Origin of the sequence: Nostoc sp., assembly GCF_036916975.1 — a bacterium.
Taxonomy (GTDB): domain Bacteria; phylum Cyanobacteriota; class Cyanobacteriia; order Cyanobacteriales; family Nostocaceae; genus Nostoc.
In genome coordinates this window covers 76168-101746 of record NZ_JBALFF010000057.1, presented here as the reverse complement: position 1 = coordinate 101746, position 25579 = coordinate 76168, and the positions used below count along the sequence as shown (strand labels likewise).

General features: G+C 41.5%; 22 protein-coding genes, 3 tRNA genes and 1 pseudogene. 7 read left to right on the top strand and 19 right to left on the bottom strand.

Features of this window, described 5'->3' with window-relative positions:
• The first annotated feature begins 162 nt into the window (after positions 1-162).
• Positions 163-675: an outer membrane beta-barrel protein gene (locus tag V7K73_RS13770; protein WP_334880788.1), complete on the top strand. Its 513-nt coding sequence runs from the start codon at positions 163-165 to the stop codon at positions 673-675.
• A 336-nt stretch (positions 676-1011) separates the two neighbouring features.
• Positions 1012-2691 carry a flavin monoamine oxidase family protein gene (locus V7K73_RS13765; RefSeq protein ID WP_334880786.1) on the top strand — a complete coding sequence of 560 codons (1680 nt, stop codon included), beginning with the start codon at positions 1012-1014 and terminating at the stop codon, positions 2689-2691.
• On the opposite strand, the gene V7K73_RS13760 is transcribed toward V7K73_RS13765, so the two are convergent.
• The 4 genes from V7K73_RS13760 to V7K73_RS13745 all read right to left on the bottom strand — a co-directional run bounded on the left by V7K73_RS13760 (position 2676) and on the right by V7K73_RS13745 (position 9613).
• The gene (locus V7K73_RS13760) at positions 2676-4262 is read right to left on the bottom strand and encodes a S8 family peptidase (protein WP_334880784.1); all 1587 of its coding nucleotides are present in this window, start codon (positions 4260-4262) and stop codon (positions 2676-2678) included. The two genes, V7K73_RS13765 and V7K73_RS13760, sit on opposite strands and share 16 nt — an antisense overlap.
• 607 nt (positions 4263-4869) lie before the next feature.
• The gene (locus tag V7K73_RS13755) at positions 4870-7572 is read right to left on the bottom strand and encodes a type I secretion system permease/ATPase (protein WP_334880782.1); all 2703 of its coding nucleotides are present in this window, start codon (positions 7570-7572) and stop codon (positions 4870-4872) included.
• Entirely contained in the window at positions 7521-8303 is a 783-nt protein-coding gene (locus V7K73_RS13750; protein WP_334880780.1) for a peptidylprolyl isomerase, read from the bottom strand. Before V7K73_RS13750 ends, V7K73_RS13755 begins: the two co-directional genes overlap by 52 nt.
• Before the next feature lie 512 nt (positions 8304-8815).
• Positions 8816-9613: a TIGR00297 family protein gene (locus V7K73_RS13745; RefSeq protein ID WP_334880778.1), complete on the bottom strand. Its 798-nt coding sequence runs from the start codon at positions 9611-9613 to the stop codon at positions 8816-8818.
• 758 nt (positions 9614-10371) lie between these two features.
• On the opposite strand from V7K73_RS13745, the gene V7K73_RS13740 reads away from it, so the two are divergent.
• On the top strand, positions 10372-10803 hold the full coding sequence (locus V7K73_RS13740; protein WP_334880776.1) for a VOC family protein: 432 nt from the start codon (positions 10372-10374) through the stop codon (positions 10801-10803).
• Between the two features lie 333 nt (positions 10804-11136).
• Here the strand turns inward: V7K73_RS13740 and V7K73_RS13735 are convergent, their stop codons facing one another.
• A complete protein-coding gene (locus V7K73_RS13735) occupies positions 11137-11766 on the bottom strand; it encodes an esterase/lipase family protein (protein WP_334880774.1) in 630 nt (209 codons plus the stop codon).
• A gap of 496 nt (positions 11767-12262) precedes the next feature.
• Here V7K73_RS13735 and V7K73_RS13730 point away from each other — a divergent pair, with 496 nt between their 5' ends.
• On the top strand, positions 12263-12784 hold the full coding sequence (locus V7K73_RS13730) for a hypothetical protein (RefSeq protein ID WP_334880772.1): 522 nt from the start codon (positions 12263-12265) through the stop codon (positions 12782-12784).
• 228 nt (positions 12785-13012) lie between these two features.
• On the opposite strand, the gene V7K73_RS13725 is transcribed toward V7K73_RS13730, so the two are convergent.
• From V7K73_RS13725 to V7K73_RS13705, 5 genes and pseudogenes are all read right to left on the bottom strand, one after another.
• Positions 13013-14077, bottom strand: a complete 1065-nt coding sequence (locus V7K73_RS13725; protein ID WP_334880770.1) for a tetratricopeptide repeat protein — start codon at positions 14075-14077, stop codon at positions 13013-13015.
• A 60-nt stretch (positions 14078-14137) separates the two neighbouring features.
• Positions 14138-14866, bottom strand: coding sequence for a 16S rRNA (uracil(1498)-N(3))-methyltransferase (locus V7K73_RS13720; protein WP_334880768.1), 729 nt, complete (start codon positions 14864-14866; stop codon positions 14138-14140).
• A 13-nt stretch (positions 14867-14879) separates the two neighbouring features.
• Positions 14880-15524: a Uma2 family endonuclease gene (locus V7K73_RS13715; protein WP_334880766.1), complete on the bottom strand. Its 645-nt coding sequence runs from the start codon at positions 15522-15524 to the stop codon at positions 14880-14882.
• A 289-nt stretch (positions 15525-15813) separates the two neighbouring features.
• Positions 15814-17730 (bottom strand): sulfite reductase, ferredoxin dependent, encoded by a 1917-nt coding sequence (gene sir / locus V7K73_RS13710; protein WP_334880764.1) that lies wholly within the window; start codon positions 17728-17730, stop codon positions 15814-15816.
• A gap of 263 nt (positions 17731-17993) precedes the next feature.
• Positions 17994-18335, bottom strand: a pseudogene (locus V7K73_RS13705) (hypothetical protein); the annotation flags it as partial.
• A 357-nt stretch (positions 18336-18692) separates the two neighbouring features.
• Between V7K73_RS13705 and V7K73_RS13700 the strand changes: the two are divergent.
• Entirely contained in the window at positions 18693-19634 is a 942-nt protein-coding gene (locus tag V7K73_RS13700; RefSeq protein WP_334880762.1) for an ADP-ribosylglycohydrolase family protein, read from the top strand.
• A 178-nt stretch (positions 19635-19812) separates the two neighbouring features.
• On the opposite strand, the gene cutA is transcribed toward V7K73_RS13700, so the two are convergent.
• From cutA to V7K73_RS13675, 5 genes are all read right to left on the bottom strand, one after another.
• Positions 19813-20235, bottom strand: a complete 423-nt coding sequence (cutA, locus tag V7K73_RS13695) for a divalent-cation tolerance protein CutA (RefSeq protein ID WP_334880760.1) — start codon at positions 20233-20235, stop codon at positions 19813-19815.
• Positions 20201-21202 carry a transposase gene (locus V7K73_RS13690; protein ID WP_334880758.1) on the bottom strand — a complete coding sequence of 334 codons (1002 nt, stop codon included), beginning with the start codon at positions 21200-21202 and terminating at the stop codon, positions 20201-20203. The genes cutA and V7K73_RS13690 overlap by 35 nt, the downstream gene beginning before the upstream one ends.
• Positions 21203-21223: 21 nt before the next feature.
• On the bottom strand, positions 21224-22075 hold the full coding sequence (locus tag V7K73_RS13685; RefSeq protein WP_334880756.1) for a hypothetical protein: 852 nt from the start codon (positions 22073-22075) through the stop codon (positions 21224-21226).
• Positions 22076-22199: 124 nt separating this feature from the next.
• The gene (locus tag V7K73_RS13680; RefSeq protein WP_334880754.1) at positions 22200-22859 is read right to left on the bottom strand and encodes an Npun_F0813 family protein; all 660 of its coding nucleotides are present in this window, start codon (positions 22857-22859) and stop codon (positions 22200-22202) included.
• Between the two features lie 85 nt (positions 22860-22944).
• Positions 22945-23070, bottom strand: a complete 126-nt coding sequence (locus V7K73_RS13675; protein ID WP_334880752.1) for a hypothetical protein — start codon at positions 23068-23070, stop codon at positions 22945-22947.
• A gap of 146 nt (positions 23071-23216) precedes the next feature.
• Between V7K73_RS13675 and V7K73_RS13670 the strand changes: the two genes are divergently transcribed.
• Positions 23217-23289 (top strand) — tRNA-Arg (locus V7K73_RS13670).
• A gap of 69 nt (positions 23290-23358) precedes the next feature.
• Complete coding sequence (locus V7K73_RS13665; protein WP_334880750.1) at positions 23359-24012, top strand: group I intron-associated PD-(D/E)XK endonuclease; 654 nt, start codon at positions 23359-23361, stop codon at positions 24010-24012.
• 175 nt (positions 24013-24187) lie between these two features.
• On the opposite strand, the gene V7K73_RS13660 is transcribed toward V7K73_RS13665, so the two are convergent.
• From V7K73_RS13660 to nadA, 4 genes are all read right to left on the bottom strand, one after another.
• Positions 24188-24259, bottom strand: a tRNA-Thr gene (locus V7K73_RS13660).
• A 97-nt stretch (positions 24260-24356) separates the two neighbouring features.
• Positions 24357-24442, bottom strand: a tRNA-Tyr gene (locus tag V7K73_RS13655).
• Entirely contained in the window at positions 24405-24536 is a 132-nt protein-coding gene (locus tag V7K73_RS13650; RefSeq protein ID WP_334880748.1) for a hypothetical protein, read from the bottom strand. Before V7K73_RS13650 ends, V7K73_RS13655 begins: the two co-directional genes overlap by 38 nt.
• A gap of 29 nt (positions 24537-24565) precedes the next feature.
• Positions 24566-25540: a quinolinate synthase NadA gene (nadA, locus tag V7K73_RS13645; RefSeq protein ID WP_334880747.1), complete on the bottom strand. Its 975-nt coding sequence runs from the start codon at positions 25538-25540 to the stop codon at positions 24566-24568.
• Positions 25541-25579 lie beyond the last annotated feature (39 nt).

The window sequence follows — 25579 nt, the reverse complement described above, 5'->3', positions numbered from 1 at the left end:
TTTAGGGGCGGGGTAGTTCATTATTTGATTTGGTACACCCAAGTGGGTGAGAAAGAATTCAGCCACTTGGGTGAACCAGGTGTGCGAGGTTACATTTTGTAAAAAAAGAGATTCTAGTACTAGAGAATATTGATTTTACCTAACTCTAGTGAGAATAATTCTATGAAACTTACAAAATTAGCTGCCTCTTTCCTCGCTGTTGCTTCCATTGTCCTCTCGGCTGGAATTGCTTCTGCTCAAACAGCTGGTACAAATGGCAATTACATCGGTGCTGGTGTTGCGGTTGGTGCAACCAGTGGCGGACAAGGAAACGATGAAGCACAAATTGGTGGTAATATTCAAGGACGTTACGCCGTTCCCAATGCGCCTGTTTCATTGCGGGGTTCTGTGCTTTATGGTGGTGATGCTGCCGCAATTATGCCCATAGTGACTTACGATGCGCCCATCGCCAAAAATACTAATGTTTACTTCGGTGGTGGTTATTCTTTTGTAACTGACGAAGGTCAAAAAACCCCATTGGGTAATCAGAATGCACCTGTAGTTACCCTTGGTATTGAATCAGAAGTTAGCCAGAATGTCATTGCTTATGGTGATACTAAATGGGGCATTGATGCCTACAGAAATAGTGATGCTGATGCTGTCAGCTTCCAAGCTGGATTAGGCTATCGCTTCTAGTGATTACGAGCTAGAAAATAGCTTATTCACAACCTAAAGCAATGGGGAGCATCCCGTCAGGTGCAAAAACTTTGTGTTTGCCCTCATCCCCTAACCCCGAATCCCAACTTGAGATTCGGCGAACTAGAGAATTTCCTCCCCTCTCCCAAAATTGGGAGAGGGGTTGGGGGTGAGGGTCAAACCTGGAAAGTTCGCCAAATCTAGCTTATACGTTAAGTTGACACCAATATTTAATTACTTTTTATATTTAACTTCCTAACTTCATCAAAAAAGTTATTTCAAACTGCGATTATTATTAATATTATTTGATAATTAGCGGGAATAGAGGTGTGCTTGATGGCTAAGTCTGCACTAATGGGATCTTTGCAACGCGCTTATAAAATTGCGAAGGCATCGCTCAAAACTGGCATTCCCACTGATGAGATAGTTGATATTTTAAAACAAAGAACCACTCGTCGCCGCTTACTTTTTGGGGGTTTGGGATTAGCAAGCGCATTAGCTACAGCTACCTGGCATAATGGACGTGATTCTGCGGCTTTTGCCACAATTTCCAAAGTGCTGGTAGTGGGTGCGGGAATTGCTGGCTTGACTGCTGGCTACCGCTTACGTCAAGCTGGAGTTCCTGTAGACATCATTGAGGCGAGGAGCCGCGTTGGTGGTCGGATATGTAGTTTAACTAACGCAGCAGGTACTGGCGTGACTGTCGAACTTGGTGGAGAATTTATTGATACAGATCATAAACAATTACGATCGCTTGCTCAAGAACTTGGTTTAACAATAGTCGATCTACTTGCTACTGATAAAGGATTAGTGCCAGAAACATGGTACTTTAAAGGACGCAAAATTCCTGAACTAGAAATTATTAATTACTTCATTCCTTTAGCACATAAAATTGACGAGGATTTAGTTGCCATTGGGGATGGAGATGTAACTTATCGCTCTTACAATCAGGCAACTTTCGCTTTAGATAACACCTCCATTGGAGATTATTTAGAGCAAGCAAAAATTAATCCCATTTTGCAAGAAATGCTGTATGTTGCCTATACTACCGAATATGGTCGAGAAGCAGCAGAACAATCCTGTTTGAATTTAGTGTTTTTGATTGGTACTAACACTGATACATTCTCAGTCTACGGCGAAAGTGATGAACGTTATACCATTCGTGGTGGTAACGATCAAGTACCTCGTCTGCTAGCGGATTATTTAGGAAATTTTATACAAACTGATACAGAATTAGAAGCTATCTGTATTCGTCCCGATGGTCGCTATCGAGTTAGTTTACGGTCTGGGTATAGAACCTTTGAGCGTACTTATGAAAGAATTTTGTTGACATTGCCCTTTAGCACTTTGCGTTTAGTGAAGTTGAAAGTTAATTTACCAGCAATCAAACAGAAAGCGATCGCAGAATTAGGATATGGTACAAATGCCAAATTAATTACAGCCTATCAACAAAAATTGTGGCGTACTAAATATAACTCAACAGCCGCAACATTTACTGATACAGGCTTTCAAAGCACCTGGGAACCCAGTCGCTACCAAAAAAGCCCCAAAGGTCTTATTACTAACTTTACTGGTGGTGAACATGGTTTATCTTTGGGTAAAGGTTCAGCAGAATCTCAAGCCGAAATACTATTACCACAATTAGATCGAATTTTCCCCGGAATCAAAAACCTACGTCAAGGTCAAGCCATTCGCGCCTATTGGCCTGGAGAACAGTACACACGAGCCTCCTATGCTTGCTATTTAGTCGGACAATGGACAGGGATAAGTGGAGCGGAACAAGAACGTGTAGGTAATCTATTTTTTGCTGGTGAACACTGTTCTGTGTCCTACCAGGGATATATGGAAGGGGGTTGTAGAACAGGTGAAGTTGCAGCTAAGAGAATCCTTAAAGATTTAGGTTGGCGAAATATCCCTGCTGAACAGAAAAAATCAATTACTACCAATCAATTAAATCGCTATCATCCCAGGATTCCGAGAGACGAACGTTTTTCTAACGACTACACCCAAGAGTAAAGGTAATTGCCTAGCAGCTTGTCGTTAGACATTGCCTGGTCTATTAAAGAACTGACATCATAACTATTAACACTAGCAATAGTCTCTGGTGTTAGATATTCTGCTGTTTCTGTAACTCCCTGACCTATTAAAGAACCGACATCATAATTATTAAAACTAGAAATTGTCTGTGATGTGAGATAATTTCTAGTTTGTGCGTTTCTGGGTAGCAAGTTGTTATTAGAAATTACCTGCCTTGCCAGAGAACTAACATTGGAAATATTAAAATTAGAGAAATTAGAGATTGTACCTTGTGAACTATTTTCTGCTGTGTCTGCTTTGGCGTAGCCCGCACTTCGAGAAAGCTCAGTGACCATCCTAGACATCGCCTGACTCGCCAGAGAACTGACATTAGAAATATTTGGACTATTTGAACTATTTGTAGTTTGTGTACTATTTCCTGCGGTTTCTGCCACAATCTGACGGACTTGGGCATCAGTCAAGTTGTGGTTAGCACTAAGCATCAGGGCAACTATACCAGCAACATGGGGAGCAGCCATAGACGTGCCGCTATAAGTAGCATATTGATTATTCGGAACTGAGGAATAGATGTTGACTCCTGGGGCTGTGACATAGGAAATTTCATTTGTTCCAGAACGGTTAGAGAAGTCAGCCAGATTATTATTCTTATCTACAGCCCCAACGGCAATTCCCGACTTGGAGGCATAGCGGGCGGGATAGTCTGGTGATGAGTCACCATCATTACCTGCTGCCATGACGACAATTACTCCTTTGCTGCTGGCATAGTCAATGGCTGACTCTAAAGTACGATTGGAATAAGGACCTCCTAAACTGAGGTTAATCACGTTAGCTCCATTGTCCACAGCATAATGAATGCCTTTAGCAATAGAAGTGTAGGAACCAGAGCCAGAGTCATCTAAAACTTTGACAGGCATAATTTTGGCATCATAAGCAATACCAGTGACACCGTAGCTATTATTTTCTCCGGCGATCGTCCCGGAAACATGAGTGCCATGACCGTTGTCATCTAGGACATTATTATTATTGTCAACAAAGTTCCAGCCGTGGATGTCATTAGCATAGCCGTTGCCATCATTATCTTTACCATTGTCAGCAATTTCCTTGGGATTCGTCCAGATATTATCCTTTAAATCTTCGTGGTTGTAGTCAACCCCAGTATCTACAACAGCAACAACAACGCCTTTACCTGTGTATCCCTTTGCCCAGACTTCTGGTGCTTTCACAAGGTCTGCTCCCCAATTATTGCCACCAAGATCAGGAACATCAGCAAAGGTATTCTGACCAATAGCTCTAGCCACTGCTGCTGCTCCATTAATCAAGCCATAGCCATTGGTGGAGTTATAATTTTGAGCGCTAAAAGTATTACTGCTATTTTCGGAGTCACCATTATTTAGCAACTGCACATCAGCATCGCCTGAGTTATAGCTACTAGGTCTACTGAAGTTGAGGCTGTGGTCATTTTTGGTCTTAAAGCTATCTAATGAAGAAATTGAAGTGAGATTTAGCTGTTGAGTTGACAACACATTGTTATTAACATCATCAATGAGCATAAGTATTTTTTCTCAAAGATAGCAATCGTTTTTTGACAGTTTGAAGCTTTAAAATCTCGATTAAAAAACTTCAATTTTTGAATAAGCTCCATTGTCAATAATTACTATGAAATTTCAGAAGAAAATGCTAATTTTATTACCAAAAAACCTTCTGGAAACTGTGATTTTTATTAAGGTAAATTCCTCAAGTAAATCTTAAATCTTTAAACTGTATTAATGAACACTAACGCAATGAGAAGAAAAAGTTATGACTGTTACTACTTTTAAAACTACTGCGATCGCAGGCTATAAAACAATACGCTTGGGTTAGCGCCAAAAACCTTAAACTGTATAGGTATAAATTTGCGTAAGTCCTATTAAGTAGGTAGGCGTAATTAAATATAAGATCAAACCTCACCCTCAATCCCCGGAATTAAGGAGGGGGAAGCCGGAATTAAGGAGAGGGAAGCCGGAGGCAGGGTGAAGTTTTATATTTAATTTGACCCACTTACTTATTAAAATCATCAAAATTAAAATGGCGAATGGAGTTATACTCCATTCGCAAAAAACTATCTTTAAGCAGCTTTCCAGACGTTTATCTTTTATGTAACTACAAGCTTTGAGTTAGTTAAATATTTGCTTGCTGCCGTTGATATAGTGACCAATACAAACCCTTTTGTTGCAACAATTGTGAGTGAGTACCACGTTCGGCAATCACGCCTTGCTCCAACACCAAAATCAAATCAGCACGTTTGAGAGGGGCAAAGCGGTGAGCAATTAAAAACACGGTACGATTAACGGAAACTTTTTGCAGGTTTTGCAGTACTTGTTGTTCAGTTTCACTATCCAAAGCGCTGGTAGCTTCATCTAAAACTAAAATCGGCGCTTGGGAAAGAAATAGCCTTGCGAGGGCAATCCGTTGTCTCTGTCCGCCAGATAAAGCGGTACCGCGTTCACCCACATTGGTTTCGTAACCGTAGGGTAATTGACTGATAAAATCGTGAGCTACTGCTAGTCTTGCCGCCTCTACTACTTGCTCTGCGGTAATGTCGGGAGTACCGAGAGTGATATTTTCCAAAATAGAACCGTTGAATAAAAAGTCTTCTTGAAGAACTACACTAACTTGTTGCCGCAGTGAGGCTAAATCGGCACTTTTTATATCAAAACCATCAATAAGGATGCGGCCTGATTCAATTTGATAGAGGCGTTGCAATAGCTTAGACAGAGTACTTTTACCAGAACCGCTCCGTCCGACAATGCCAACAAATTGCCCTGGTTCGGCATTAAAAGAGATTCCCCGCAGAATTGCTTCAAAGTTGGGCCGGTAGCGGAAAAATACTTGCTCGAAGGTGACTTGTCCTTTCAGGGGTGGTAAAACTAGACCAGTTCCCAGTTCAGCTTCTGGGGAGACGTTGAGAATATCACCAATGCGATCTACAGAAAGTAGCACTTGTTGGAGGGTTTGCCACAACTGTACTAAGCGCAAAAGCGGGCCTGTGACTCTACCAGACAGCATTTGAAAGGCAACAAGCTGTCCGACTGTGAGCTTTTGTTCGATGACTAATTTGGCTCCAAACCAGAGAATCAGCATGGTGGAAAAATTGGTGAGAAAGTCACCGATATTGCTGCTGATATTGGAGGTGGTAGAAGCTTTAAAACCTGTGCGAATGAAGCGAGCGAATAAGCCTTCCCAGCGATCGCGGGCTACTGGTTCTGCTGCATGGGCTTTAACGGAGTGAATTGCGGTGATTGTCTCAACTAGAAACGATTGACTATCGGCACTCCGGTTAAAGGTTTCGTTGAGCCAGTTACGCAGAATTGGTGTTGCAACTATCGTCAATGTGGCAAATAGCGGCAGTACTGCTAAGGCTACAAAGGTGAGTGGGATATTATAGTAAAACATCAATGCTAGGTAAACCACAGCAAAGATGCTATCCAAAATCACAGTTAATGCTGTACCTGTGAGAAACTGACGGATTTGTTCGAGTTCCTGAACTCGTGCTACTGTGTCTCCGACGCGCCGCGACTCAAAATAAGCCAAAGGCAGACGCATCAGATGGCGAAATAGCTGTGCTGATAAACTCAAATCCAGACGACGAGCTGTATGGGTAAAGATGAATAGGCGCAGAATGCCAAGTATAGACTCAAATATGGCTACGCAAAAAAGTGCGATCGCCATCACATCGAGAGTCGGCAAACTCCCCTGCACCATCACTTTATCAATGACGACTTGCGTAATTAGCGGTGTTGTTAACCCCAAAAGCTGCAAGGTAAAAGATGCTAACAATACTTCTGTTAGTAATTTCTTATATTTCCAAACTGCTGGGGTAAACCAACTGAGGTTAAATTTTTCTTGCTGGGATATCAGTTCTACTTGCCACAATCGCCCATCCCAAGATGCTTCAACTATTGATTGTGGTAAGCTTTCACAAATGCGATCGGGATTTAGAGGGTTAGCGATAATTAAGCGATCGCCTTTAACTCCATAAGCTACCACCCAAGAAGGACTCTGGGGCGAATCAGAATTCCACAGCAGTAAAGCTGGAAATGACAACTGTCGCAACTCACCCCAATTCACTTGTAACCGCCGCAACACTAACCCTAACTTTTCTCCTGCTTCCACAACCTGTTTTGGGCGTTGTCCTCTAAGTTGGCGCTGCACCCATTCCAGTTGCACAGAATTTTCTAACTGTTGCGCCACCATTGTTAAACAGGCAGCAGCAGTGTTCCAGCTAGCAACAAAAGGATAATTTGAGACGATCTGATTGGGGGCTGGGAGTCCTCTTTGGGGTTGGAGGCTGTGGGTGCTAGAAGTTCCTTCACTAGCTGGCGCTAATGAAGCAGTGGAAGAGAAGGAAAATGTGTCTCTCTCACTCTCCATGTCCACTGGTAACACTTGCCAGAATTGCTGAATTTGTGGGTTAGAAAATTCTGCCCACACCTCTGTATGCCAACACACTACTACTACTTCTTTACTAGCAGCTACAGCTTTAAAATTCGCAGACAGCTTTTGCAAGTCACCAAACCAATCCCCCACATCTAGGGCGGCTATTGGTTTACCAACCCCCTCTTCTCGTAAGCGGACTTTTCCAGCCACAATCAAGAATTGGTAACCGCCAACATCGTTTGACCAGATTTTCTCTCCAAGACGATACTGACGGGTTTGGGACTCCTTTTCCAATCGGGTTTGTTGTTCGGGAGTCAGCCAAGATAACGGGGGCTGATTCCAAGGCAAAGAAGCTAAGACTTTTAATCGTAAAGATTCATTATTCAGAATATTTAACTCACTTGTAATTTGACTGTCAGTTTTTGAATTTTCTCTGCTAGCCATTTCTCAAATAACTCATTTTGTAGTGCAAGCTTTAGTTGAGTATCTTCTGAAGACGCTGGCAGAAATTGTTCTACTCGAAACAAACCATAAGGTCCTTCTCCTTGCGGAGAGTCTTTGCCAACGATTTCTATTGGTCCTATCAATTGTCCAGGACTCGCCACATCAATAGCTGCCCGTAATATATCCGGCATACTTCCACGGCTGACTATTCCCATCATGCCGTTCACAATTCGGTCATCTGAAAGGGAATACTCTTTAGCTAGTTGCTCAAAACTACCTCCTTCTTCAATTTGAGTTTGTAGTTCATCTGCCAATTCTCGATTATCAACAACGATCCGAGAAAGTACTACCCGATCCAAAAAAATTTTGCGTTCAATAAAATATTCTTGGAGTTTTGCTTGCGTCACTAAAGCTTTTAGCTTTTCTAACTTGTAACCAAAAGCCACCGATGTGTGAAAGGTAGCGTAATCTGTGTTGTTGACCTTTAACCATTCTTGAAAACTTTGGGGGTCAGTTAGTTGGTTTTTTAGCCTAAAGTCAATAATTGCCTGTTCAGTTATTGCAGTACCAATCTCAATATCGTCTCTTGTTCTGATTTCTTCCTCAATTACGTACTGGCGGAGAATATCCCCAATGAACTGTCCCAATTTTCCAGAGGCTTGCAGGTATTTTACTGCTGACTCAATAGAAATTATTTGGTCATTGATTGTTAAAAATGATAAAGATTCCATGAACTAACTATGTGAAAATGGTTAAGCATTTATTTTTAAATTAAATCATATAAAAATCATGTGGTCATTCATGATTAAATATGATAAAGTTTTTATGAATTAATTACATCTAAATTGTTAAAAAATTATATATTTACTAAATAAAATAATTTTCCCTAATTACTTTTACGGTCTAGCGGAGACAGAACAGGATTTAAAATATCAGTTATAAGGCAAAACAAGTTGTGTAACCAAATCTTTATAAATTCAAAAAAATAATCAGGTAGATACAGTTAATTAGCATTTAAGTGGATAAAAGCAGGGCTGGAGCCGTTTACTACAAGCTAATCATTGTACAAAAATGAATGATCGTAAGGTTAGATAGGCAAAAATAAATTAAAACATATTAAGAATTATTTCTTGCCAGTTATCTATGTCAGTTGCTAAAACTCGATCTACTGTATTTCTCATTTAATCAAAGTTGTAGCAACTGAGGGCGAAACCTTAACAAGTAATCCTTTATTCTCACCTGTCTACTTAATTATACTTATCCATGTCCAGGCGAGTAGCATAGCAGCGATCGCACCGATTAATGTATTAAAAATGTTTACGACTTCATTGGTTAGCCAATTATACTTAGATTGCAATGTTGCCCCAATCACACTTTCTAAGTTAGTAGCAATAAATGCTGCCAATACACACCAAACTACTCCTAATAGATCAATTAAACCAACTCCCCAACCAACAAATGCGATCGCAACAGAAGCCACAATCCCAGCTAAAGTCCCTTCCAAGCTTACCGCTCCTTCTGTACCGCGAGGCACTGGTTGGAGTGTAGTAATTAGAAAGGTGCTTTTACCATAAGCTTTACCGACTTCACTAGCAGTGGTGTCAGCCAGCTTGGTACTGAAACTCGCTACATAGCCTAACAATAATAGGGACTGGAGATTAGGGACTAGAGATTGGGAACTAGGGATAATAAATCCCGAATTTATTATCCCTACTCCCAAAGCACACAGCGCCCCAGTCAAAGCCGAACCCCAAACATTTTCTGGACCTCTTGCCCCAGAACGCTTTTCAGCAATTCCTTCAGCCTCCTTCTGCGCCATCCCGATGCGGGTAACGCCAGAACCAACGAGAAAATAGAACATTACTACTGCATATCCTTGCCAGCCTAGAGTTACCCAAATTAGGATGGCTAGAAACCAGGCGTGGAATAATCCAGCAGGGGTAAGCAGCTTTTTCGGAGCAATCCAAGCTAAACCCAATAGAATTGTGTTTAATCCTACCGCCACCAACCAGGGATTAACAGAATCAATTAAGGATGACATCAGCAATTAATCATGAGTAATTTTGTCTGAATATCAACAGAATAACGAATTTACTACCCCTAGTACCGAAAGGCAAAAATCAATCTTGAGCCAGTGCTAACTTGCGGTGCCGACTTGTTCGCTCTTAGCGTTAAGGCAGGGTAGCAACTGGCTCTTAAAAGTCAAACAGGTATACAGCGTAAGAGTTTCATTGATTTTGAATGGGTGGTTTATTTACGCCGTGCTGTACTATTGCTTAATTTTTGACACCTCTCCAGCTAAAGTAATATGTTTGTATTGTTAACTTAATTTTGTAGATATTCCCTGAAAGCTGAGTCTAAAACAACCAACAATATCTAAGATATACACTGCAATATTGACTAAAGAACGTGGATTAAACAAAATGCAAAACTTTTGTTTAGTTGAGTGGACTCTTCGAGTGCTTAACATACTCAAAGCAATTTCTAGGATAGATTAAGTTATCAAACACCTTACGAAAGTTGTAAGTTATTAAATCTACGTTCTTAAGTGTGTACCATACAAATCTAAATTACTATAGCTGCACAAGACTAAATAATTAAGTGTAAATTATGTAGACGTAGGGCGAAGTCACCAGCCGAGGGTGCAGCTGCTGAAGTGGTATTCAGTCTGCAATCTTAGTCATAAAGATAAAGAATATAAGTTAATGTCAATTAAAACTGTGTTCAAGTTGACCACAATCAAGATTTAACAGCATAAATTGTAAATAGCATCAACTACTAGTCTTTTCTACACAAGCTATGAGCCAAATTTTATTCCATCTTGCTTTCCCTGTAACTGACATTGCCCAAACAAAAGCATATTACGTGGATGGCTTGGGCTGCATTCCTGGTCGTGAAAACCATCACGCCCTGATTCTTAATCTCTACGGTCATCAATTAGTGGCTCACGTCACCAAAGAACCTTTGACACCGCAACATACTATTTATCCTAGACACTTTGGGCTAATTTTTACCCAAGAATGTGACTGGCAAGACTTACTAGAAAAAGCACAACAACAACAGCTACTTTTTCGTGAGCAAACCAAAAACCGCTTTGTTGGTTCTCCTCTTGAACATCGGACTTTCTTTTTAGAAGATCCCTTTTATAACCTCATGGAATTCAAGTATTATCGTCACCCAGAGGCGATTTTTGGGAGTTCCGAACATACGCAAATTGGGGATAGGGCTTAAGTAATTCGTAATTCGTAGTTTGTAATTCGTAATTAAAGATGAATCAAAGAGAGTGTGGCAAGCATTCTAAGTAGGTAGACGTAATTAAACATATAATAAACCTCACCCTCAATCCCTCTCCTTAGTATTGTCGGGGGAAGCCGGAGGCAGGGTGAGGTTTTATATTTAATTTGACCTAAATTATATGTTTATGTTATTTAACTGCTGTCTGTGGGTTGAAGTCCCCCGGTTCAAAAATCGGCAAGTAATGCGATTGGGGTTAAATCCCCATTACAAAACAAAATTTACGAATTACGAATTACGAATTACGAATTACGAATTACGAATTACGAATTATTTAATTCTTGTTCCTAATGGTAGGTTAATAGGCTCTGTTAAAGCTGCTTTCACTACTGCTAAACTCCTGGGGTCTGTTAGCATCCAAGGGTGTAGAGGAACTGGTACTATGACTTCGGTTCCTACGGACATTTGTGAACTATTGGCTGGGACAATCATCAAATCATAAGGTGTCCAGATTGATGTAAAATTTAGCTGCCCCAATATTACAGCATCAGAATTTAAATCTTTGAGAAAAATGCTGTCGGGGCGCATTTGCACGCAACCAGGACGCCGGGAACCATAAGCAACTACAGTTCCATTATGGGGCGAAGAGATTGTGATAAACCTCTGCACGCGGTTAATTCCTCCCAATCGCTGGACATAGTAACGACTGACAATTCCTCCCATGCTGAAGCCTACTAAATCCAGGCGTTGTTCTGGTGCAAAGGTGGCTGTAACGTAATCTGCTACTTGCTTTGCCAACTCATGAAGACCCACATCACCATTATTAGGTACGAGATTTAGGGAATATACAGACCAACCCTGTAATCCTAAGTGACCCGCCATTTTATGGAAAACTGCTTCTGTGTCGTCAATTCCGTGTATTAACAAAACAGGATTGCGTTGTTGATTTTCAATGTTCATTTACAAAATCTGGCTGAATTAATGGGTATATTTCAGTTTTGTTGGTACATCTTGCTCTACAAACTCAAGCTGTTACTTTTCGGATTCTTTAAAAGACATTTTTGCAAAACTGAAATGCTCTCAAAGAGAGTTAGTATAAAATTTAACTTATAGCAGGGCTATTTGCCAACAAGCTATGACACTCCTCTCACTGGTTGTTTTATTCAATCAGCAATTTTAAAACGAAAAAATGTTAATTTTTGTAAAGCCTGCTTTCAGAATCTTGCTCTTAGTTACAGTAAAATTTAATAATTAGTTCTCGGTGTATACAGGTCGCAAGTACTTGCAAAAAAAACATTTGCCCTGTGGTTTTACTAAAATGTTGATTAAGCACAAACCTATAACGGTTGTCACTACAATGGAGTGGCACAAAGTAGAAAATGTAACATTATGTCGTAATTTTTAACAATTACGGTCGAGTTTCAAATATAAAAGGTAAAAAACAGGAGTAATTGTAATGGATTTTATCAAAAAGTTAATTTCGGGTATTCTGGGTTTCATTACCGGACTCTTACCAGGCAAGAAGAAAAGCAACGGCTACTTCTTGGAATTGGACGAAGCCAAAGATGCTGCTAAAGATGCTGCTCAAGAAGTAGCATCGAATGTGAAAAAAGTAGCAGAGACAGTTGTATCGAATGTTAAAAAAGTAGCAGATATTACATCAGAAGCACCAGAAGCATCCAAGCCAGCTTCATTGAACGGAACAAAAACCGCCGCAGCTAAGGGTAAGGAAAAATCAGCTAAAAACCCCAAACCAGCTGATGTTACCCTAGTGCAAACTGCTGAGGGTCTTAAAGTTGAACCTGGCAAAAATGCAAAAGCCGCAGCAGCAAAAGTCCTCAAAGAGGAGCCAAAAGAAACTACCTTTGCGCCTAAATATCTCGCTCCTTCAGCTACTAGCTCTAATGGTCGTCGGCGTCCAGGGGCAAATATGAGCGCTTACCTAGACATGGCACGTCAGGTTAAAACCCCTGGTTAAAACACAGAGACGCGAAATCTCGCGTCTTTTTTGTGTAGATATACTACTGATTAGTTAAGTGTAAATACGCAATATCAAGACAAGTTTAGCAGTTGTAGATGGGGGAACTCTCCAAAGTAGGAGCGATCGCTTAATTTTTTCCACTACAACTGCATTTTTTAGTACGAAGTAGAATTTTATTTTATGTTTAATTTTGCCTGCCTACTTAATAAGTAAATTAATTACGAATTATTTAACAAACACCAGTCCACTATATAAATGAAAAGCTGAGTCCCAATTAGTCGGTTCTCTACGCAACAAATGAATGTGAGACTTAATATGACCCAGCATTTCGGTTTGATCTAATGTTGTATCTGCAAAGCATGTGAAATCTGACCAAATTTTGACTTGAGGTAGTTGCTGGTCAATCCAACTTGATAAACTATTCCAATTTATTCTGATTGTATTTTGGCTAGCTTGGGGAATGATTTCTAAACCTTGCTGAAATTCATAGCCGTTATCATAAAGTCGGAGAATGCAACGTCTACCAGGTATGTGTAAATCAGAAAACTGAGTATAGTCTTGTGTTTGAGTTTTCCATTCCAGTTTCCGGTAGGCATCAACATCTATAACTTGTTCAAAAATGGGCAACAGTCCCACTACTCTTGCTGTTACTTCTGACCAGTTAAAGGTAAGAGAACCGAGTTGATTTGTCTCATTACGGCAAACAACAGTAGCTTGTGGGGTAGATTCTTGGAAATATTTGACTTGATAAACTTGAATTTGTTGAATTTGAGCTATTGTTGCCCAAAAGCAAGGAATGCTAGCCTGCTGTAATTGTTTGCCGTAAAATTTTAGTTCTCCCACTGGGCCAATGCGGTACAATCTCCAGCCACGACTAGGCAATATTAGCCGTGCAGTGTAGGGGTCTAGCTGCATAATCTGGGCAAATTTTCGAGAGGCTTTTGTTTTGAGTTCGTTACTGAGTGGCTCTAAAACTAGTACGCCAAGTTCGCTGTTATTCCCTTCGGATGTTGCTTGAGAAATGGCTCTTTGTCTTTCTTCTAGTTCGATTTCTTGTAGCCGTCGCAAACCTTGACGTGCAAGCGTCACTATTCTAGTATTCCTCGTATCTCGCAGCAGTTGCCGATAGACTTTTTCTGCATCCTGGAGCTTTCCAGATACTTCATGCAGCCGACCGAGATAAAATTGTACCCAAGGATTTTCTGGCGATTCTATTAGCAGCTGTTTCAGTAATTTAGCAGCTGTTTGATAATCTTTATGCTCAAAGGCGATCGCAACTTGCTCAATCATGTTTCAATCCACTGGATCAATGTCTCGCGCAAAATCTCTTTTGCGTGAGCTATAAATCATTTATACTTCACAAGCTGCGGTAATCAAGGATAATGCTACTAATGGGGCTGTAACTGCTCTGAGGATGCGCCGGCCAAGGGAAACAGGCTGAAATCCAGATGCGATCGCATTTTCAACTTCTTGTGTTGTCCATCCTCCCTCTGGCCCGGTAGCAATGACAATTCTTTCTTGTCTTATGTCATTTGTCGTTTGTCCTTTGGGTTGTAAGCAATCTTTTAAATGGGGAAATTCACCACGCGCCACACAGATATATTGCTGGCTGTTTGCAAATGACAAACTCGTATTAAAAATAACAGGCTCTAAAATTGTTGGGACGAATGAGCGCTCTGATTGCTCGGCGGCTTCGGCTGCGATGCGCCGCCAGCGTTCCAGCTTTTGAGGACTAGGATGAAGCAAAGTGCGATCGCTCAATACTGGTGCAATACAAGTTACTCCCAACTCCGTACAACACCGCACAACTTCATCAAATCCATTGCCTTTAGGCAACGCCACCATCAGCGTAATTGATACAGGTAATTCAGTTTCTACTGAAAGTGGTTCTAAAACCTGTGCTTGCTCACCTGTTAGCTGTGATAACCACGATTTTCCTTTACCATCCATTGCAATAAAGCGATCGCCTTCACGCAAGCGCAACACACGCCCTAAATAATGCTGTTGTTCTTTTGTAAGTAGAATTTGCCCTTGTTGGAATTGGGAGGGTGCGATCGCAATTCTTTGCAGTTGAGACATTTTTCTTAATAAATTATTGCCCTGCTGGAGATATTTGCTGTCTAACCCAGGTACGGAAAGCACGAGTTGCTGCTATTTGTCCAACTTTCTTGCTTTCTTGAATAAATCGGGGAATCTCCGTCACTAGCATAGGCGCAAAAGTTGGACTGCGATCGCTCTGCGAGTATTGCCCACCATTGAGGGTGTAAATACGTAACACATTTCCGTTATACCGCCAGAATTCTGGGACTCTCATTGAAGCGTAAAGAGCTAACTTGTCTATCTTGGGTCTGGAATATTCCACTTCTAGTACTATGTCTGGTGGTGGATCTGTATTTAAGTCAATATTTTCTTTATTGCGGACTAACAATTCATTTTGGATATAGTAACTACTGTCTGGCTCGCCTCCTTGCTCCAAATCATCCCGCGTCATAGTCAAGGAGCCAGCACTTTTAACTTCTAAACCAAATTCTTCACACAGCACAAGAACAAAACCTTCAATGAGACGGTTTGAGTTCTCGTGCGGCATTAGCGGAGTCATAATTTCTACTATTCCGTTGTGATAAGCTAGCCTTTTATTTCGCTCACATCCCATATCTGCCAGCATAGCTTTGAATGTCTGCCAGCTAATGTTTTGCAGCACATCCCTAGTTTCTGCGAATTTTGCTGTCGTTACCATAGTTCAGTTTTCCTGTGGATGTGTTACCGAAGAGAGCAGGGGAGGCAGGGGAAGAAAAAAAATACCTCCAAACAAACTTTGCGCTCCTCTGCGCTTACCTCTGCGCGACGGCAGTCGCTACAACGGGGGGAACCCCGCAACGCGCTGCCTCCCCTTTGCGTTTAAACTTAAACCCTCAATTGGCCACGAATTTACGAAACTGTGTACTAAGTGTATTAGGACTTACACAAGAGACACAGATGGATTTATCTGTGTCTCGCTTTGATTTTATTATCTTCAATTTTTCAGCTTACGAAAGATTCTGGAAGTAAACCTCTAGCGCTTCAGTCACTAACTGAGTCATCGGCTTACCTTGGCTTTGGGCTACTTCCTTTAACTTGCTATAAACCTCTTCTTTCAAATTCACCCGATGACGCGATTTGTTTGCAGCATTAGCCGTGTTAGGTTCGTAGCTAGCAGCAAATTCGCGGATGGCATCAAAACCAATGCGATCGCAAAAATCACCAAAACTTTCCTTAGATTTCCGAGATTTCTTAAAGTAAACAAAAATCGGCTCTAAGAAACTCTCTAAATCATTATGGTGCAGCTTCTCTGTGTAAGGTTGTGCTAGTCGAGTCTGATTTGGCGAACCCCCTAACCATAATTGGTAAGATTCTGGAGCGCTACCGACTAAGCCCAATTCTGCTAAGTAGGGACGAGCGCAACCGTTGGGGCATCCTGTCATCCTTACCACAAAATGCTCTTTTTGTAAACCCATTTTATCTAACAGGGCGCGAATCCGCTCCAAAATCTCTGGTATTGCCCGTTCTGATTCTGTGATTGCCAAGCCACAAGTCGGTAAAGCCGGACAAGCCATTGCATACCGCACTAAAGGTTCGATTTTAGTAGGGTCGTCTCCGACACCGTAACGGCTGAGAATGTCTTGAATAGCTTGCTTGCTATCTGGTTCGATATCGTAAAAAATTAGGTTGTGGTTGGCACTCAGACGAATAGGCAAGTTTAACTGCTCGACAATTTCCCGCAAAGCGGTTTTTAGTTGAAACGAACCTTCATCCTTGATTCGACCATTGTCAATAGAAATTCCTAAAAATAGCTTGCCATCACCTTGTTCATTCCAGCCGAGGAAGTCGTGATATTTAAACTCTGGCAGTGGTTTGAAGGCTTCGACTGATTTACCGAAATATTCTTCAACTTGAGTGCGGAATTTATCTACGCCCCAATCGTTGATTAAATATTTTAATCTGGCATGACGACGATCGGTGCGATCGCCATAATCTCTCTGGGTAGCAACAATCGCTTTCACGATGTCGTAAACGTCATCTTTCGTTACATAACCGATAGGGTCTGCTAACCTAGCGAAAGTTTCTTCTTTACCGTGGGTTCTACCTAAACCACCACCAGCAAAAATATTAAATCCTTCAAGCTGTTTCTTTTTATTAGTAATTACTACCAACGTCAGGTCTTGGGAATACAAATCAATCGAATTATCCCCTGCCACCGTCACGCAAATTTTGAACTTGCGGGGCATATAGTGAGTGCCATAAATCGGTTCTTCGTTGTCATGGATAATTGTCCCATTTCCATTGCGCTGTCGGGCTGCCTTCACCTCTGGGTCTTCTTCAGCACTAATTGCTTTTTCCCCATCTAACCAAATTTCATAATAAGCGCCCGTTTGCCCTGAGAGCAAGTCAGCAATATTCTGGGAATACTCCCAAGCATACTGATACTCAGGGCGATTCTTAAATGGGGCTGGTGGTGCCATCACATTTCGATTAATGTCGCCGCAAGCTCCCAAAGTCGAACCCAGGTTCTTGACAATAGTGGCAATTGCTGATTTAAGATTTTTCTTTAAAATTCCATGCAATTGGAAACCTTGACGGGTAGTTGCTCGTAACGTGTGGTTTCCATACTCATCAGCGATTTTATCTAAAGCTAGATACAGCTGCGGCGGTACTAAACCACCCGGATTTTTTGTCCGCAGCATAAACTGGTAATCTTTTTCCTGTCCCTTGGTGCGGTTGTCGCGGTTATCCTGCTGATAAGAACCGTGAAACTTCAAAAGCTGCACCGCATTTTCGGTAAAATGGGTAGTGTCTTGAAGGATCTCAGTTGCTACAGGTTCACGCAAAAAATTACTATTTTCCTTGATTTCTTCTACTTTGGAAGGCTTACGGCTAGCGATGGGGGAAGGAGCAGATTTAACCATTAGACTTATATAGTATTCTCAATAAAGCATTAGTAGACGCCGAATCAGCACCCTTCGGCTATTTTATCCCCGGTAATTCGGCCGGAATACTGAGGAATATTTTAATTTTACCACGGCAAAAGCCGGCTTTGTCAGTAATGTAACACTTAACAAAACCAGCTTTTTGGAGTAGTAAGTTTTGTTAGCGAATAGCTATGGTTGAGCCAGTGCTGAGTCCTGAGTACTTAAGTAAAGTATAGAGCGACTGAGGACTCAATAATCTTTTATTTGAAGCGATAGCCAAGACCGCCATTGATGCTAACAGCAGGAGTATCGTTATTTTGGTAAGCACCAATTCCTACCTTGGCATTAGTGTAGACGAGGAAATTATTAGCAACTTCCGATTCAACACCAGCACCTACCACAACTGAATCTTTGTTACCTATGGGAGTTGGTGAGCCATCTTTCTCGACAAAAGAATAACCACCAGTTAAATAGGCATTAGTTTTATTAGCGATAGGCACATCCACAGAAACTTCTGGAATAATAGCACTTGTCTTATCACTCCAAAGGACATTACCGCGTGCAGAAAATGGTGTAGTTCCTAATTTCACTCGACCGTATATTCTCAGCCGAGAATTGTGTGACAAGTTTCCAAATATTTTCCAGATTTTATTAACTTAATGTTGCTATTGAGGCATGAGTTTTACAGGTTAACTATCCAGGATAATCAAAAATAAGCTGTTATAATTACATTCAATGTCTTTTCATCTGGGTTCTTTGTTCCAAAAATAGACGCTTTTAAAACTGTCACAATATTTGGAACTGAAACTAAGTCGCTAGATGGTAAATAAAATACCCGATTAACAATTTTTTACCGAACTTTTCACGGATGATGAGAAATAGGCTGTAGCATCCGTTGCAACAAGCTATAGAGGAAATCTATAAAGTTAATTTTGAGCAATTATTGTGGAGATTGAATAATGCTAACCGCTACAAAAACGTTGTCTGGTCTGATGGGTTTGTGTGTCGGTGATGCGTTGGGTGTGCCGGTAGAGTTTACTAGCCGTGCTGAACGAGTAAAATCTCCAGTGACAACGATGCAGGGTTATGGCACATGGAATCAACCACCAGGAACTTGGTCAGATGACAGTTCCTTAAGCTTTTGCTTGGCAGAATGCCTTTGTAGGGGGTATTCGTTGGATGCTATAGCTAATTCGTTCTGGCGCTGGTACAAGGAGGCTTACTGGACTCCCCGTGGCGATGTCTTTGATATTGGTCAAACTACCCACACAGCAATTATGCGTCTGAAGCAGGGAGTTGTTCCTCATCAGGCGGGTGGGAAGGTTGAAAATAGTAATGGCAATGGTTCGTTGATGAGAATCTTGCCGATGGCTTATTGTCATAGAAACTTCACTTTAAACGAATTGCTGGCGCGGGTGCATGATGTTTCGGCGATTACCCATGCTCATGCGCGATCGCAGATGGCTTGTGGCATTTATATTAGTATTGCAGTGGCGCTCTTGGAAGGGGCTGACCTTCAAACAGCTTATTTACAAGCACTGCAAGATATCCAAACAATTTATTCTGTCCGAGAATTTTTGTTAGAGAAGCGGCATTTTGGCAGAATTTTCAGTGGTGAGATTGCCAAGATACCAGTAGAAGAGATTAATTCTGGTGGCTATGTGATTGATACCTTAGAATCATCCTTGTGGTGTTTGTTAAATAGCTCGTCTTATTCTGAGGCGGTGCTGAAAGCTGTCAACTTAGGCGGAGATACCGATACTACGGCTGCTGTCACCGGTGGGTTAGCGGGAATTTACTACGGGGTAGAAAATATTCCCAAACAATGGATGAATCAAATTGCTCGTAGACAGGACATTATCTACTTAGCAGAGCGTTTTGAAGCAGCTGTTTACGCTTAGGAACGTGAATTAAATAAAATACAAAACTTCATCAATTATCTAGCTTCCCTCTCCTTTATAAGGAGAGGGATTGAGGGTGAGGTAAGCTGTCGGACATAAATTGTATGTTATTTAATTCTTATTCCCTAGAGTTATTAGTTGAGAGTAAAGAGGAAGGAGTTATGAAAATCCTAACTCCTCACTCTTTACTTTTAACTTGCTGAGAAATCCACTGCAAGTAAGCTTGAGAACCGGCAACAATTGGTAAAGCAATAATTTCTGGCACTTCATAAGAGTGCAATTCCTTAATTTTGGGTTCCATTGCAGCAAATTGCGCCAAATCAGTTTTAATCACTAATTGCCATTCTTGCTCTTTATGTAGTTCCCCTTGCCAGGTGTAAATTGAGTGGATTGGTAACAGACTTACACAAGCAGCGAGTTTCGCTTCCACAAGGGCATTTGCAATTGCTTCTGCCCTCCGGGTTTGCAGTCGCTCATGGGGGAAACCCCCAAGACCGCGCTGTTTCACCTCCTGCATGTTTCCAGTACCAATACCACACCATAGCCAGCAGGTGTCTCCATGACCTCTAAACCGTCGTAGACAACGAGTAGACCTGACCATCAATTAGCAATCGTGTGATGCCCTTAGCTTGCAAATGAGTCCGAGCCTTATGGAGCATTTTACTATCAGGAACTTTAATCACGCGATCGCGTTTAGTAGAAAAACGCTTGGCGACGCGATGGTTATCAAACACCGGCAGAGTTCTTTGCTGGGTTTCCAGGCTGGGAATTTGCCCCAAGTCACCAAAGTCCTTCAGAGGACGGGTAATTAATTCTGAGGAACGGTCAATTACCAAATAGCAAGTTTTCGGCAAATTGGCTATTGACAGAGGTAAAACTTGAACTGATGCTTCCCCTGGTCTGCGTTTTGTGACTAAAGGTCTTTGGTCATCCAGGTCATCGTCATCAAAATCTTCTTCCTCAAAATCGTCATCTTCTAAATCATCATCATCTAAGTCGTCCAAATCCTCCGATTCGTCTAGCAAATCTTCGCCCAGCATCTGCGCGATGACGGCCGCTCCTGGATGTTCATTCTTTAGTGGTGGGATAGGGATGCTGACTATTTCCGGCGGTTTTGGCTCTGGAGTTTCTAATTTCTCTGTGACTCGGAGCTTTGGTTTTTCCGTCGCCGAGGGACGTCGCCGCACCCGTCTACTAGCAGCGAGTGACTCCGCCGTTTCCTCTGAGTAAAATTGCTCCTCTACATGAATTACCCGACGTGGTAGTGGCTCAACCTTTAGTACTTCCACAGGGTGGCTCTCGATGGCTGGAACTTCTATCTCCGGCTCTGGTTCAGTCAGCAGGGGTAACTGCTCGTAGCTTACCTGCGCCCTACCCTCAGGAGTTCTCGCAGCCCGTTTTAAGGAGACTAAGTATTCATACTCATCTTCTGGCAAAGTGCTTTTGAGCAGACGACTAATTGTCGAATTACTCACACCATAGCGCTCTGCCAAAGTTGAGGTTGTTTCGGCAGTCTCTCGATATAACTTAAGAATTTCTTGCTTGTCAGAGTCTGTTAATTTTCTCACGGTAGATACCAAAAATCTTTACTAAGCTCGTTTTCGTCCACTGGTACGCCGCGTTCGTCTTAGTGATGCGTCATATTCTAAGGCAGCGCCCATACCAAATAACACTCCACTAAACACCCAAAACACTTCTAATATCTCTCCACTTTGATAATTTGGGCCTTGGGCATATTTAAACCACATATCTGCAATGTAAAGCGAAAAGGCCGCGGCCGCAATCATTCGCCAAGACTGGGAAACTCTTCCCCCCCAAAAGGCTAACAGCAGAGTGGTAGCAATAATTAACAGAACCACATCGCTAACTACGTAAAACCAATTCAAAATAGCGACTAGCAGTGCTGTGGGTTTTTCCTGTTGCATAGAAATCCACCATGCCAACACACTACCGAACACTGCTATTGCTAAAACAATTAGCCACTGCCATTTTTCCAGATTGATTCGCCTGGAAGCCACAGCTAAAGTCATGCCTGCGCCAAGTAATAGATAAGTCAGTACAAAAAATATATCCCCTACAGACACATCCGGTTCATCTTTTAAAACTATTTCGGTATAGCCGAAAATTATCCCCCCGACGAAATAGGAAAGCATACCTAAGCCAATCAAGAGCCAAACATTCCGGCCACTGACGATTTGCGGACTCAGCCAGTTCCTCAAGCATAAGATACCGGCAGCCAAATAAGCGAAAGCTTCAAAAATATTTGTGCCAATCACATACCACTCGGCCCGGCTTTCTATGCCATCTGCTCCGGGAACTTTGGCACTAAACAACAAAAAGTATAGCAGTGCCAGTACCGCCCAGCCAATATTAGCTAAGACTATGTTCTGAGTGTTGAAAATGGATTTAGAAAGAAACGAATTCTCGTAAGAGTTATTCATAAAACTTGACTATGTAGATGCTCTCTGGCAGTATTTTGAGTTAAAGGACTGTATATCTAGCAATGTGTCTGCTAAGTAATGCACAATCTAACACCAAAAGCAAGTACCAGTGACAGTAATTTTGTTACTGCCATAGTTTACCCAGTGGCGATTGATTTAGCCAAGTGATAAACAACGATCGCTCGGCTTCTGGCATATCTTCTAGCTTATAAATCACTTGTTTGGTAAAATTAGCGTTGCCAAAATAGCCTTTTCCTAATCGATGTAGCTCTTGTAACAAGATAACTACATGATTCTCTTGCCAATCAGGTATTTTGGCTGTCGGTAACGGATTAGTAGATACCAAATATTTAACTGCTTCAAGGGTTGATGCTTGCGGAAATTGTTTCTGCTTGAACACCTCGGCAATATCTTTTTCAAATAATGCAGCTTGTCTAGCACCTAAAAATTCTTCAATATCGATAGAAACACCCTGCAACAGCAAAATACTGGCTTGGATTAAAATCGCCGTTTTGCCATGACCACCTGTGTCACTATCCAGTTGCTCTAAACGGATTTTACCCCAAACACTAAAGCGTTCGGGTTCTTCCAGTAAAACACAGGCTTTACCTCGGTTATCCGTTAATTCTCTCCATAAGGCTCTAGCTTCTTCTTCTTGACTAGCTTTGAATACGCTAATTAAGCGAAAAGTCTGCCCTTGATAACTGAGAATCGGCACTTGCTGATCCTTTTTTGGGTGCTGAATGCTTGATATTTCAACATCCTGCCGTTTGAGAATAAACATGGCACTAGCAAATAACTCCTCACAGGGGCACTCTTAATATGGAATATATAATGGCATTTGGCAGTATCGCCAAGGCTGAAATTACCTAGCATACTGTGGAAATGAGCCTAGCGATCGCTAGATCCTTCTCGAAGTTAGCCGCCCACAGGTCGTTGGCGCTAACAGGCAAATAACCTCTTGACAACTCAATATATCTAAACCAATACCCCATCTGTTTCGTTTTCGGTGTAGATTAACTAACTAGCGACTAGCATCTTAGCCTTGCTAATGGTAAATCTGCAATTTTCGATTGCTTCTTGGTAGGTGAAGACGATATAATAGTGTAGATGACTTCTTCGGGAGCCATTAATTTATGTTGGGCGCGTAGCTCAGTGGATAGAGCAATTGCCTTCTAAGCAATCGGTCGCAGGTTCGAACCCTGCCGCGCTCGTTTTAACTCAATATGAACCCTCATGCACCGTGAAGTGATATGATCATTATCTAGATTGAAGGTTCGTTATTGCTGCATCATACCAAGAACAAGGGCGATATTGCTGCTACCAAAGCGATCGCTGATCTAACACTTAAAGGATACTTGATTCTCACACCACTTGTTTGTGAGCATTTACCTTTTGATTTTGTTGCCTACAAAGATGATAAATTTTACAAAATACAAGCTAAATACGCGGGAGACAACAGGGTAGTAAATAAAACTATTTGGGTAGATAAAAATGGTACTCATCAGAAAAAGTATAAAGTAAATGACTTTGACTTTTATGCTGTTTATCTACCTGACATAGATAAAGTTGTTTATCCATCAATTAACTTTAATGGTTGCTACATAACCACCCAGATACCTAATTCACCTACACCGTTTTACTGGTGGGAAGATTTTACAGATTTAACTGAAGCAGCGTCTAAGCGAACCTATAAGGAATTTGGCATTGATTTAACTACTAGAAAGGTTAACCCAGACTCTAGAATTCACACCAGAAAAGTAGAAAGGCCATCAAAAGAAGAACTAGAAAAATTAATGTGGGAAACGCCAACCGCACAAATTGGCAGAGATTTGGGTGTGTCTGATAAAGCTGTAGAAAAATGGTGTAAGGCTTATGGGATAGAAAAGCCACCTAGAGGGTATTGGGTGAAGAAAGCTTATGGGAAAGTGGTATGAAAATAATATACTCTACAAAACCATAGCCAAATCATAGCCAATAAAACAAGTTGATAGTCAAAATCATAGTCAAAATAGCCACTAATGCAAATAAGAGACTTAGCTTTTGAATATCTAAATCTCTTAATAAGCCTGAAACCCTTGAATTTACGTTGCTTATTTCGTTAATTTAAAAAGCCCGTGACGAGGATTGAACTCGTGACCTCACCCTTACCAAGGGTGTGCTCTACCACTGAGCCACACGGGCAAAATATAACTTTGCTTAACTTTTGTTTTTGAGTTCTAAGTTACAATGCTGGGAGTTTTGATGCTTACCCAGCGATTATAACCTATAACTTCGCAAGTGGTGGGCCGGGCTGGATTTGAACCAGCGTAGGCGCTAGCCAACGGATTTACAGTCCGTCTCCATTAACCACTCGGACACCGACCCGATTTGTCTCACGATTAATAATATTAGCACCATCTTTTAAAAATTGCAAGTAGTTAGAAAAAATAATTTCTGGGTAGAGATGCGAAGGAATCACGTCTCTACCTTATGGATAAAAAATATTAGTTACAGACTCATCTCCAGCATTCGTTGCATTGGTCGCAGTGCTGCAAGGCGAATATCCTCAGACATGGTAATTTCGGGAGTGCGATTTTTCATTGCCCAGTAGAGTTTTTCTAAGGTATTTAACCGCATAAACGGACATTCGTTACAAGCACAGTTATTTATCGGCGGTGCAGGAATAAAACGCTTGTCAGGAGCTAATTTTTGCATTTGATGAATGATTCCCGGCTCTGTCGCCACGATAAATTCTTTGCTGGGGCTGTTTTGACAATACTTGAGTAAAGCGGCTGTAGAGCCAATAAAGCTGGCGTGACGCAATACACTACTTTCACATTCTGGGTGTGCGATCGCCTCTGCTTCGGGATGGGCAATTTTTAACTGGACAATTTTCTTTTCCGAGAAGGTTTCATGGACAACACAGCTACCTTGCCATAGCACCAAATCTCGTCTTGTCTGTTCCATCACATACCGCCCTAAATTCCGATCAGGGGCAAAAATAATCGGCTGTTCTTTTGGTATCTGCTGCACAATTTTCACAGCGTTGGAACTAGTACAAATAATATCGCTCATTGCCTTGATATCAGCAGAACAGTTGATGTAAGACACCACCAAATGGTTCGGATGCGCTGCTTTAAAAGCTGCAAACGCCTCTGGTTGACAACTGTCAGCTAAAGAACAACCAGCATTTAAATCTGGTAAAAGTACTAATTTATCGGGATTAAGTATCTTTGCTGTTTCTGCCATGAAGTGAACACCAGCAAAGACGATCACATCCGCATTGGTTTTTTCTGCGGCTTTCGCCAGTTGTAATGAATCCCCAATAAAGTCTGCAATATCCTGAATATCTGGCTCTTGATAATAATGCGCCAGGATAACGGCGTTGAGTTCTTTTTTGAGACTCACAATTGCGGCAAACAAATCTAGTGGTAGTTCACCCAGTTGGGTGTTTTCTCGTTGAGCTAGTGCAGTGGTAAACACAGTTAAGGGGTGCTTTAAGTTGCAAATTTATGTCCTGTG